Origin of the sequence: Pleurocapsa sp. PCC 7327 (genome assembly GCF_000317025.1) — a bacterium.
In the GTDB taxonomy this organism is placed as follows: domain Bacteria; phylum Cyanobacteriota; class Cyanobacteriia; order Cyanobacteriales; family Microcystaceae; genus Hydrococcus.
The window spans coordinates 1938769-1951174 of record NC_019689.1; the positions used below are offsets into that span (position 1 = coordinate 1938769).

The 12406-nt window shown below is 48.1% G+C and carries 7 protein-coding genes and 2 pseudogenes; 3 read left to right on the forward strand and 6 right to left on the reverse strand.

Features of this window, described 5'->3' with window-relative positions:
• The first annotated feature begins 273 nt into the window (after nt 1–273).
• From PLE7327_RS08670 to PLE7327_RS08680, 3 genes and pseudogenes are all read left to right on the forward strand, one after another.
• Nucleotides 274–888 carry a universal stress protein gene (locus PLE7327_RS08670; protein ID WP_015143468.1) on the forward strand — a complete coding sequence of 205 codons (615 nt, stop codon included), beginning with the start codon at nt 274–276 and terminating at the stop codon, nt 886–888.
• 16 nt (nt 889–904) lie between these two features.
• Nucleotides 905–3841, forward strand: a complete 2937-nt coding sequence (locus tag PLE7327_RS08675; protein WP_015143469.1) for a UPF0182 family protein — start codon at nt 905–907, stop codon at nt 3839–3841.
• A gap of 30 nt (nt 3842–3871) precedes the next feature.
• Nucleotides 3872–4090 (forward strand): annotated as a pseudogene (locus PLE7327_RS08680) (sodium:proton antiporter); the annotation flags it as partial.
• A 154-nt stretch (nt 4091–4244) separates the two neighbouring features.
• Here PLE7327_RS08680 and PLE7327_RS26460 read toward each other — a convergent pair.
• The 6 genes and pseudogenes from PLE7327_RS26460 to PLE7327_RS08705 all read right to left on the reverse strand — a co-directional run.
• Nucleotides 4245–4527, reverse strand: a pseudogene (locus PLE7327_RS26460) (DUF3124 domain-containing protein); the annotation flags it as partial.
• Nucleotides 4528–4563: 36 nt separating this feature from the next.
• Entirely contained in the window at nt 4564–6009 is a 1446-nt protein-coding gene (gltX, locus tag PLE7327_RS08685; RefSeq protein WP_015143472.1) for a glutamate--tRNA ligase, read from the reverse strand.
• 119 nt (nt 6010–6128) lie between these two features.
• Nucleotides 6129–6410 carry an acylphosphatase gene (locus PLE7327_RS08690; protein WP_015143473.1) on the reverse strand — a complete coding sequence of 94 codons (282 nt, stop codon included), beginning with the start codon at nt 6408–6410 and terminating at the stop codon, nt 6129–6131.
• Between the two features lie 3 nt (nt 6411–6413).
• Complete coding sequence (locus tag PLE7327_RS08695) at nt 6414–7307, reverse strand: CoB--CoM heterodisulfide reductase iron-sulfur subunit B family protein (protein WP_015143474.1); 894 nt, start codon at nt 7305–7307, stop codon at nt 6414–6416.
• A gap of 384 nt (nt 7308–7691) precedes the next feature.
• A complete protein-coding gene (locus tag PLE7327_RS08700) occupies nt 7692–8744 on the reverse strand; it encodes an adenosine deaminase (RefSeq protein WP_015143475.1) in 1053 nt (350 codons plus the stop codon).
• Between the two features lie 212 nt (nt 8745–8956).
• On the reverse strand, nt 8957–12397 hold the full coding sequence (locus tag PLE7327_RS08705; RefSeq protein ID WP_015143476.1) for a hybrid sensor histidine kinase/response regulator: 3441 nt from the start codon (nt 12395–12397) through the stop codon (nt 8957–8959).
• Nucleotides 12398–12406: the final 9 nt, after the last annotated feature.

Here is a 12406-nt window from a genome sequence, read left to right on the forward strand (position 1 = left end):
CAACGAGACAGTTGAAAGAGAAGAAAGCTAAGAATGGTGCAAGATGTAAGAGAAAGCCGAGATCTTGCGTTTCTTGGCATACAATTACACAAGGAAGATATAAGACATACAGAGGAAATTCGCCAGAGTTCGCAATTCGCCATTAAAAAAGGGTACAAGTCCCCACCGATCGCAATTGCGAATTGGCGCGAATTGCCGCAAAGCGGCTCGATCTCCTCACAAATTCTTCAAATTATCTTCTTATAATTTTTGTAGAACCTAAGAAAGTCAACAATGCGATCGGATTTCCCCTTCACTAAGTTAGAGGAAGCGCCGCCATCAAAAAACGTAGTATCTCTAACCGACGACCTAAGCGAGGTCATTCTTATGTTTAACAAAATTTTAGTTGCCTTAGATTGTTCTGAAACTAGCAAGCGCGCGTTTGATAAAGCATTAGCGCTAGCCAAGGCGACCAATGCTTCCTTGCTGCTACTGCATGTTTTATCTCCAACCGATAAAGAGTATCCAGCTCCTGTTGATGAGGGCATGTATTCAAGCACGCGCAGGTTAGCGTGGAAATACTATACGCATAAGTGGGAAGAGTTTCAGCAAAAAAGATTTGATTTTTTGCGATCGCTTGCCGAGCAGGCAAATAATCTTGGTATATCAGCCGAAGTAGCCCAAACTTTGGGCAATCCAGGTCGAATCATTTGTGAAGTAGCGCGAAATTGGCAAGCCGATTTGATTGTCGTTGGTCGTCGAGGTCGCAGAGGACTCTGCGAACTCTTACTAGGCAGTACTAGCAATTATGTCATTCATCATGCTCACTGTTCGATTTTGACGGTTCAAGGACAGGTCGAGCCAGCTGTCGATCCTTGTCAGGAAAATACCTTAGCTACCGTAATGTAAATCGAGCGAGAATTTCATGCTCTGGAAACGTAGCTTTCGATTAGTCGCGCTACTCCTGGGATTATGGTTAGGCTTGGATTTAGCATGCAGCCTGGGGGCAGAAATTTTTTGGTTTAGGGAAGTCGATTATCTGCCAGTTTACTTACTCAGGCTGATAACCAAAAGCGTGTTATGGATAGCCGTATTTGGCGTAACGGCTAGCTACCTGCTGGTCAATCTTTCCCTCGCGCAACGGCTTAAGTATCCCAACCCATCAATGGGCGATTTCCGAAAGGGTCGCACAGAACAACAGAGGCGGCAATGGGAGAAGTATTCTTACCAAAAAACGCTCCACCCCCCAAAACCTCTAAGATTGCACTGGCTGCTTTCCCTGTTGCTAAGTTTGGGGGTGCTAGTTGGGTTAATGTTGCTTCACTACGGTCAAATTGTTTTCAGTTATTGGTATCCCGATCCTCAACAAGCCCATGTCACCGCACTCATTCCCGCCCGACTTCGACCCGAAACCATCTGGCAGCTTGGAAGCCAATTAAGTTCTCAGGGTTGGTATCTCGTGGCGATCGCGGGGTTGGCGATCGCCATACTTATCTATCCTCGTTTCTTGCTCTATGCGATCGCGGTGGTGCTGAGTCTACTGCTGGGATCGATCTTATCCGAACATTGGGATAAAGTCTTACAATATTTTCGCCCGACACCTTTTGGGGCTAGCGAGGCTGTATTTGGTACAGATATCAGCTTTTATGTATTTACTTTGCCTGTATGGGAATTGCTCGAACTTTGGCTAACGGGATTAACGTTATATGGGTTCGTTGCCGTCCTTTTAGTTTATCTATTATCGGGAGATAGTCTCAGTCAAGGGCGTTTTCCTGGGTTTTCAAAGGAGCAACAACGCCATCTATGCGGAGTAGGCGGCTGTTTGATGCTAGTAATTGCCTTCGGCTTTTGGCTTAGTCGCTACGAATTACTCTATTCAGCGCGAGGCGTATCCTATGGCGCTAGCTATACCGACGTGACGGCACAGCTGCCAGCCAATACGCTCCTGAGTATCCTAGCGCTAGCGATCGCGCTTAACCAGTTTTGGTACGCGCTCTTTTCCGTGCGTGGGGCTTCTAGCCGCAGGTTGATCTTCCACGAACTGGGGATTTACCTAGTACTGGCGATCGTCATTGGCGCAGCCCTACCTACTGCCGTGCAATATTTGGTCGTCCAACCCAACGAATTAGAACGAGAGCAACCTTATATCGAGCGCACCATTGCCCTGACTCGACAAGCATTCGCTCTCAACAATATCGACGCCCAAAGTTTCGATCCCCAAGGACAACTCACCCAAGCGGATCTAAAAGCAAACGACCTAACGATTCGCAATATTCGCCTTTGGGATCAGCGACCGCTTCTAGAAACCAACCGACAGCTGCAACAAATCCGCCTCTACTACCGCTTCCCAGATGCCGATATCGATCGCTATAGCTTTGCTAAAGAGAAACCAGAAAACAAAAAGACCGAACAGCGACAGGTTCTGATCGCCGCACGGGAACTAGACTACAGCGCCGTGCCCCAGCAGGCTCAAACCTGGGTAAACCGTCACCTCATCTATACCCACGGTTATGGCTTTACCCTCTCTCCGGTGAATACAGTCGCTCCTGGCGGGTTGCCCGAATATTTTGTTAAGGATATCGGCGTGGGCGAGCAGGGTTCGCTGACGGTTTCTAGCGAGGCAGTGCGCGACGCGATTCCGATTGGCAAACCTCGAATTTACTACGGTCAGATTACTAACAACTATGTGATGACTGGAACCAGCGTCAGAGAGCTGGACTATCCCAGCGGCAGCGAAAATGTGTACAATACCTACGACGGTCGCGGTGGAATTAACATTGGCTCTCTATGGCGGAGATTGCTGTTTGCCAAATATTTGAATGACTGGCGAATGGTGGTTACGCCCGAATTTCGACCTGAAACGAAAGTTTTGTTCCGGCGCAACATTAATCAGCGCATTCGCGCGATCGCGCCTTTTCTTAGGTACGATCGCGACCCTTATCTAGTCGCAGCCGATCCGCAGCAGCCCGAAACCGAACCTCCAAGCTATCTCTATTGGATCGTCGATGCCTATACGACCAGCGATCGCTACCCCTATTCCGATCCTGTCAGTGAAGGCATCAACTATATTCGCAATTCCGTCAAAGTAGTCATCGATACCTACCACGGCTCCGTTGACTTCTACATTGCCGATGCCAGCGATCCGATTATTACCACCTGGTCGAAGATTTTCCCCAATCTATTCAAACCGCTCGATGCCATGCCAGCTAGCCTCCGCCGCCACATTCGCTATCCTGTCGATTTCTTCAAGATTCAATCTGAGGAATTGATGACCTACCATATGACCGATCCCCAGGTTTTCTACAACCGGGAGGATCAGTGGCAGATTCCCACTGAAGTCTACGGCGATAAACCTCAGTTGGTCGAGCCATATTACTTAATTACCAGTTTGCCAACCGTTCCTTTTGAAGAATTTATTTTGCTTCTCCCCTATACCCCCCGGCAACGAACGAATTTAATTGCTTGGCTGGCAGCGCGTTCCGATGGCGAAAACTACGGTAGATTATTGCTGTATATCTTTCCCAAGCAGCGTCTGGTTTATGGACCCGAACAAATCGAGGCTCGGATTAACCAAGATCCGGTCATTTCTCAACAAATTTCACTCTGGAATCGCCAAGGTTCTAGAACCATTCAGGGCAATCTTTTGATAATTCCGATCGAGCAATCTCTGCTTTATGTAGAACCGCTCTATCTGGAAGCCACTCAGAATAGCTTGCCAACGCTAGTCAGGGTAATCGTCGCCTACGAAAACCGCATCGTCATGGCACAAACCCTCGAACAGTCATTACAAGCGATTTTTGAGGAAGAAGAAACACCTCCTCCTATCGTCCGTCCCGTCGAGGAGCCAGCCGCAGTCCCGTAATTTCTTCAATATAATATGGCTGCTATTTAAATGGATGTCTCTTCTTTAGTCCAAATTCTTGTCATTCTCTTGCTCGTTGCCACTGGCGTAGGTCTTTTACCGCGATGGTTGCGAGTTCCTTACGTTACAGGGTTAGTTTTGGCAGGTTTGCCGATTACTGAGGTATTGTCTCGTCGGATTGGTTTAGAGCCTTCATTAGTTCTGAATCTTTTCCTGCCAATTTTAATCTTTGAAGCTGCTATTAATACGCTAGCTTTGGTGTTAATACGCTTATTTTTCTGCTAATTGGCATAAACCAGATATTCTTCAAAGCTTTGAAACTGACGTTTCACCTGAATCATGATGTTAACCTGTGATGCTTGTAGTAGCTTGCCTTTATTCATAGGTATTAAGAAGCGATCGCTCATTTAGTGAGACTTTTAATCATTTTGCCAGGGCTAATCCAAGAAATTCCCTGATGGAAAGCACTACTAATCAAAACAGCCTCAACTACAGGCTCAGAAACTTCTGTTCGAGCTACCCACTCGACGATAAAGCTGGCTCCTAAACCTCCACTCGTGTCGCTACCATCTATAACGAAATCTGTAGAAGCCAGCGCTGAAAAGTTGAATGGGGCGATCTAAATACTGCCTTACCAATTTCCCAGCCAAATCATTGTAGCGGACAGAAGTAACGACGATTGGGTTAGGAATTAATTCCTCGGCGGTTGTTGCTCGTTTGATTTAAATCTGGCTTAGCGCTTGTTGCAAGCGGCTTTTATCCCAGCCCTTCTGATTTAGCAACAGCCAAGATTGAATCAGATCGGGACCTTGCAATTCTCCCATCAATGCTGCCCGCAGCGATTTCATCACCAATCCTTTTTTCACGTTTTGGGCTTTTGTAACGCGATCGACGATTTCTTTAGCATTCGCTTCGCTGAGATCGGGTTGAATTGCTTCTAGTACGGCTTTGATAACCTCGGCTACCCCGGCTAGCTTTAACTGAGAGATAGCTTCATCGCTATACTTAACCGACTCTCCAAACAGCAAGCGACTTTCCTTGGGGGCATCGGCTAGGCGAGTCAAACTTCCTGCTATTAATGCTGTTAGTTGTTCTAACCAAGCGCGATCGCTTTCGGGATCGAATTGATATCCTGCTTCTTGCCAGTAGGGAATCAGCAAGTCAACCAATTTATCGGCTGGCATTTTATGAAGGTATTGACTGTTGAGCCAATCTAACTTGTTCCAGTCAAATTTTGCCCCAGCTTTATTGACTCGCTCTAGGCTGAATTGTTCTGCTGCTTCGGAGAGAGTAAAGATTTCCTGAGTTGCATCCGGCGGCGTCCAACCAAGCAAGGTCATATAATTTGCCATTGCTTCGGGCAAGAAACCCATTTTCTTGAAATCATCGATAGAAGTCACCCCATCGCGCTTGGATAGCTTACGCCCTTCTTGATTCAAAATAAGTGGCGTATGGGCAAATTCCGGTACGGTTGCCCCTAATGCTTCGTAGAGCAAAATCTGTTTTGGGGTATTGGCAATGTGATCCTCGCCTCGGATGACGTGGGTAATCTGCATATCGATGTCATCCACGACTACCGCTAGATTGTAAAGAGGCTGACCGAATGCTTCCCCTTCCTTCTCGGCAGCGCGGGCAATCACCATATCGCCGCCGAGATCCCTACCTTTCCAGACAACTTTACCCCGGATTAAATCGTTCCAAGCAATCTCGCGATCGTCTTCTATTTTGAAGCGAATCACGGGTTTGCGTCCCTGGGCTTCAAATTCTGCTCGTTGTTCTTCGGTTAAGTTGCGATCGCGATTATCATAACGAGGGGCTTGTTTTCTTGCGATTTGCTCTTCTCGCATCTTATCGAGTTCTTCGGGTGTGGTATAACTGCGATAGGCTAACCCTTTATCGAGAAGCGTTTGAATTGCTTGGCGATAGAGATCGAGGCGTTGGGTTTGGAAAAACGGCCCTTCATCCCAGTTCAGCCCTAGCCAAATCAGTCCCGATTTGATGTTTTCAGTATATTCTGGGCGCGATCGCTCTAAATCCGTATCTTCTATCCTCAGAATAAACTTCCCGCCGTGATGGCGGGCAAATAGCCAGTTGAAGACTGCCGTTCTGGCTGTCCCAATGTGTAAATTGCCTGTCGGACTGGGCGCGATGCGAACTCTAACCGTCACGAAATACCCCTCTTAAATAAACTTTTATTTAGCCTGCAATTTTCTATTCTAATTAATGTTGTTGGTTAGGAATTAGTGGTTGGTCGAAACCCAACTATCCACTAACTAATAACCACTTCTTATCTTTTTACTCCAAATCCTCTCAATCCTTCTGGTTCGCCCATCTCGACAGTAACATTTTGAACGACAGCAGCCGACGGTCCCCGACGGCACCAGCGAATCATTTCTTCGACTGCCGCTTTTTCTCCTTCAAAAACAGCTTCCACTCTGCCGTCGGGAAGATTGCGCACCCAGCCATTAAGTCCTAATTTTTCTGCCCGATCTACGGTTGAGTAGCGATACCCAACCCCTTGAACGAGTCCAGAAACCAAAACATGGGCGCGGATTATCTTCTCCGACATCGATTAGAATCCTAGTTTTTCCAAAATGGGTTTGGTCGAGACGACGTGGCGATTGAGTCCTAGTTTCTCAGGTTCTATGCCCACTGCCAAAGCCACTAGCTGCGGCAAGTGCAACACTGGCAAACCCAATTTTTTTCCAATGACCTTTTCAACCTCTGGCTGTCGGGAATCGAGATTGAGATGGCATAGAGGACAAGGGGTTACCATGCAATCCGCACCCGCTTCAATCGCTTCTTGGATGTGCGCTCCCGCCATTTTGAAGGCTTGGGTGGCAGCGTAACTAGAAAGGGGCCAACCGCAACACTGAGTCCGTCCTCGGTAGTAAATCGGATTTGCTCCTAGAGTACGAAAGACATTTTCCATCGACTCTGGTTGAAACGGATTATCGAAGGGGATGGATTTCTGCGCCCGTAACAAATAACAGCCATAAAACGCCGCGCAATTAAGCCCGCTCAACTTTTTGGTAACCCTTTCCTGTAGCTGTTCGAGTCCATAATCGCCCACCAACGCCCAAAGTAAGTGTTTGACTTCGCTGGTTCCTCGGTAGGGAGAACAATGTTCTTTTGCCAAAAACTCGTTGACTTGTTCGAGGTAGGCGGGGTTATTCTCCTTCGCTTCCTTAAGGCGTTCGTCTACGTGACCGATAACTCCTTGGCAGGTGCTGCAATGGGTGAGCAAGGGAAGATTGAGGGATTCAGCTAGGGCAATATTGCGAGCGTTGACGGTATCTTCTAGAAGCTGAGAGTCTTCTTTGTAGGTTCCAGAACCGCAACAAGCCGCTTTTTTGAGTTCGACCAATTCAATTCCAAGTGCTTGTGTCAAAACTGCTGTGGACATATACAGCTCGCGGCAAGCCCCCTGGGCAACACAGCCAGGAAAATAAGCATATCGAAACATATTTTAAGGATCCTAACAATAATTTTTGCGATCGCATCAAACGACTACTTCTATTTTGAGCCTTTAGTTCTGGTAAATGCTGAGTAACTCAGAAAAAATTTATTAATTGAAGAGAACTTTAGTGCGATCGTTAACGCGGCTTGAGTAGCAATGGCGCGATCTTAATATCAAATCTGGATAACGACCACAAGAATCAGTAGTAACGACTAGCTTGGTCGCGAGCGAGACGTATGCGCTTACGCGCACGCTACGATGAGCGCACTACAACTATGTATTATTTTATTACTAATTAAACGGAGCCGATACAGTAAAAAGCTGTAAGGTGGGCGCTTTAGTCTTAATGAAAAGTCCCCACCCTACCGCTAACACTTTCAAAAAATTGACTTAGAGCGGCAACAAGCTATCCTCTTCATCTTCTGAGTAAGTCTCTTGCAGCAACCCCATTAATAGGGTAGCAGGACGCTGACCATAAGGCCAAGCAAAGGCATGACGAAAGGCTGCATCCTGACAAGCTTGTAATTGTTTGAAATCGATTACGTCTTGCGTGAGCAGATTTTCGTACTCAAATGGCAAACGCACGTTATGCAACCCAGCGTTGTCGGTACAGATGGCAAGATCTACCCCCGCTTCAAAACAGCGATCGAAGACGACTTTCAGTTCGTATAAACTGTCTAAAGTCCCCGTTTTCAGATAGGTCGTCGGGCAGATTTCCAGACATTGATTATACCGAGCGATTTCTTTTAATAACTCTGGATACAGTAAGGGAATTTGAATGCCGTGTCCGATTCGCATTAAATAGGGAAGCAGTTCGGGATAGCAGCCATCGGTTGTTTCATAAAGATGACCCGTGGTGTTGAGACCGAGCGATCGCGCGTACTCGTACAATCCGACAAATTCGTCTAATCTTTGGGCATAGTGAGCATCTCCGCCTGCCACGTCAATCGCGCAGACGTAATCTCTCATGTCGGCTGCTAGATCGACGATTGCTTTATTGACCTCATAGGGTAGCCGCGAGTGCATGCAGAGAATCTGACTGGTAACAATGGGATACTCTTTTACCTGACTTGCCTTCCCGACAATCTCAACAATGGTTCGCATTTGTTCGATGCGCTCAAATTGGCTGAATTTCTCGGAAGTACGCAGATAAGGGGTATAACGCAATTCTAGATACGCCAAATTCTCAAAGATATAGGCTCCCCGAATCAGGCGATAGATAAAGTAAGGCAGAGTTTGTTCGGTTTGAACGCTTTCTACTAGAGTATGCAATTCTAAATACTCATCTAGAGTATTGCGTTCGCGGGTGTAAAATTCTTCAAACTCTCGATATCGGGGAAATCGCTGCGCTAGCTCGGGACTATGGCGTTGAAAGTATCGCCAGAGAATGCGCGGAACGACAGATCCCCCCAAATGACGGTGTAGATCGGCATATAGAGCCACAGAAACCTCCCTCTGTTATTGATTCAATCTCAGCTAATGGTTTCAATAGATGGGAACTGCAAAAATTGACTTTGAAACCAGTACTTTGGCGATCGCAGAAATTTCCGCATTACAATACGGAACTAGGATCTTGAGTTCTCAAAATACAAATTTATTAAATCTTAACAAGAATTTGGCAATCGCAAGTGCTGGCTTCTATCTTTATTTTCCTGTTATTCTTCCACGGCACTGCCTTTCTTGAGCAAGACTTCCCCAGCAATCAAGCGCTTGGCTGCATCTAGCAAAACTTCTTCAATATAAGGCTTGACAAAGTATCCTTTAGCACCCTTCTCGGCAGCTAAGTTTTGCATTTTTTGGGCGCCACGAGACGTGATCATCGCCATGGGGATAGCAGAGAGCTTTTCATCTTCCTGAAGGCGCGATAGCAGTTCCAAGCCATTCATCCTCGGCATTTCGATATCGCACAAAATCAAGTCGCAAGGCAAACCCCCGCGAAGTTTTTCCCACGCTTCTTGACCGTCGCGGGCTGGTTCGACTCGGTATCCAGCTTTATTAAAGGTCATTGAGAGCATCTCGCGCACCATTACCGAATCGTCCACAATCAGAACCAAATTTTCAGATTTGGCAGAACGAGGCTCTATGGTCGAAAGTCCAGGGAAAGAAACTTCTGCCTCAGAGAAATTGTCCGCTGCTGGATTGCTCGCCCTGGGGGTCTTGGTACTGCCAGGGAGCAAGACTTCTCCTTTGAGCATTCTGGCTGCTGCATCGAGCAAGTCTTTTTCAGTGTAAGGCTTGGTAAAATAGCCGCTAGCCCCCAATTTAGCTGCCACCGTTCGATGTCGCTGAGCGCCGCGAGAGGTGAGCAGGGCAAGAGGAATCTCTGAGAGTCTCGCATCTTGCTGGAGGTGAGACAGTAGCTCTAACCCGTTCATTCTCGGCATTTCGATATCACAGAAGACAATATCGCAGGGCAAACCGGATTGCAGTTTTTCTAAAGCTTCCTGGCCGTCGCGGGCTTGCTCTACTCGATAGCCGGCTTTACTGAAGCTGAGCGATAATAACTGGCGAACAGTAATCGAGTCGTCCACGATGAGTACGGTAGGTTCGCTTCTGACTCCTTCTTCTTGAATCGGGACGTAGGTCTTCTTCCACAGACTGCCGCTGCTGTCTGTCCGCATCCGTCCTTGAGCGATTTCGATCAGTTCGAGAACGTCGCCGATGGGCATAACGCTTCCATCCCCCAATACGGTAGCTCCGGCGATGCCAGCCGGTTTGGGAATGGGACCTTCGATTTGTTTAATAACGATTTCTTGCTCTCCAATCGCCCGATCGATTTGCAGGGCTAGCAAGTTACCTGCGCTGCGAAGCACGACAATCGAAAGTAGCTCTTCTGGTGGCTTGTTGGCGTAGGAAGCTCGGCGACTGGCTTGACGATTGTAATTGAGCAGCTCGCTCAGGCGATAGATCGGCAATTCCATCTCGCGCCAGCGAATGCATTTGCGTCCTTCTTCATCAGTAAACAGCTCGCTGGGCGAGTAATCTTTCGTGTCTTCTACCCCATCGATGGGGAAGGCAATTCGCGATCGCTCGCTCTCACAACACAGTGCTTTACAAATACTCAGCGTCAAGGGCAAGCGAATGGTAAAGGTAGTTCCCTTGCCGATGGCAGAGTCAATGCTGACCGTTCCGCGAATTTCGCTGAGGTTGGTGTAAACCACGTCTAGACCGACACCTCTGCCCGCAAAGTCATCGGCTTTGTCTTTGGTACTAAAGCCGGGGTGAAAGAGGAAATCGTAGACTTCCTGCTTAGATAAAGTTCTCGCCTGTGCCTGGGTAATCAGACCTTTTTCAATCGCTTTGAATTTGACTCTTTCTGGATTGATGCCCGCGCCGTCGTCGGAGACGGTGATTACGGTTTGGTTTCCTTGAATAAAGGCGCGAACGGTGACGCGACCTTCGGGGGGTTTGCCATTTTTGATCCGTTCTTCAGGGGTTTCGATCCCGTGGGCGATCGCGTTATTGACCAGGTGCGTCATCGGGTTATACAGTTGCTCGAGGATCATCTTGTCGATCAAGACATCCTTGCCCTCGACGTATAACTTCGCCTGTTTATTAAGCCGCATGGAAACTTCCCGAATGGCACGAGGCAAGCGATCTGCCGTTTGAGCAAAGGGCACCATTCTGGATTTGGTCATTCCTTCTTGCAGTTGGGTCGTGACTTGCCGCAGCGTTCGCGTTACTTGGTCGGTATCGTCTACGAGAAACTGAATGTCCGAAGTGGATTCTCTGATGCGGACGATTAGCTCGATCATCTCCTGCGAGAGGAGGTGGAAGCCCGTGAAACGATCTATCTCTAGAGCGTCTAACTCGCGATCGATTGGGTAGCTCGCGTTGCCGCTAGACGCGTCCGCGTTAGAGGTTGGAAAGGCATTAGAGCCAGAGCCGGCAAAGGAGTTATTTTGATTGCGGCTGGCCAGCAGAGCGCCCTCTAGGAGAGTTCGCTCGTAAAGATCGTGCATTCTCGCGCCCATCTCGCTCAGCGCCTGCACCTGATTGAGCAAATTATCCAAAGATTGCCGCAAGCGTTCCTGGTCGTCTTCTAAGGCGTTTCGTTTGACGACCAATTCCCCGATGAGGTTGCTGAGATTGTCCAGTTGCTTGACGGGCACCCGCATGGTCTGATCGAAGAGTTTTGCCTTGGGTACGCGGGTGCGGGCTTGTAGGCGCGGGGCTATGCTAGCAGGTTGAGCCGCAGGGGATGGGCTTATCGTTCCCTCTGCTTTTTCTAACAGTTTTTCTAAATCTTGGAATTCATCGTCCGACCTATTGTTTTTGTTGCTCGGTGAAGGATCGTTCATGGTGGCTGGAAAATCGCCGAGCACCGCTTCTAAATCCTCAAAAATATTTGGCTCTAGGGTTCTGCTAGCAGAGGCAGTTGTCGGTTCTTCGAGCAGGGCTGCTAAGTCATCAAGATCGGATTCGCCTAACGCTAGCGATTCTTCCTCCGTAACTGGCGTTGGTGCGGGTATGGCAGGCGAATCCCCAGCGGTCGGAGAGTAAGTTTCTTCGAGATCGTCTCCAGCTAATAACTGTTTGAGTTCGTCCCAATCGCTCGATTGCGGAGTTGTATTGGTATCATCGGCGACATTGCCATCGAAAGATTCCTCAGAAAGGAAAGTAGCTAGCTCGTCGTCTAAGGAAGGCGACTCAGCGGCGATGGGTTGGACAGAATTTCCATCGAAAGATTCTTCGGAAAGGAAGGTGGCTAGCTCGTCGTTTAGAAAATCCGATGCAGAAGTTGTTACATTTTCTTGACTCTGGGTTTCTGGAGCGGAGAAGTCAAGCCATCGATCGCGCTCTGGCGAAGACGAGCGATCTTCTTTCCAGGACAAGTCTTCGCTAAAGATCTTGCTGATTTCATCGTCCGATGGCAGCTCTGAGAAAGTGATTCGGTCTGGGAGGTTGTCCGATAGCATGCCAGAATCGGTTGAGTCTGTCGAGAAATCTTCATTAAACAAACTCCCGAAGTCATCCAAGCTGCCGTTGGCAGATGCTGAAGTCGGGCTATCTTCTAAGTTGTCGAGAAGTTCGGCAATTTCTCGATCGCCTAGGAAGTTGTCGGCTCGATCGTTTTGTTTTGGGTCGCGGCTCATAGGTCTTTG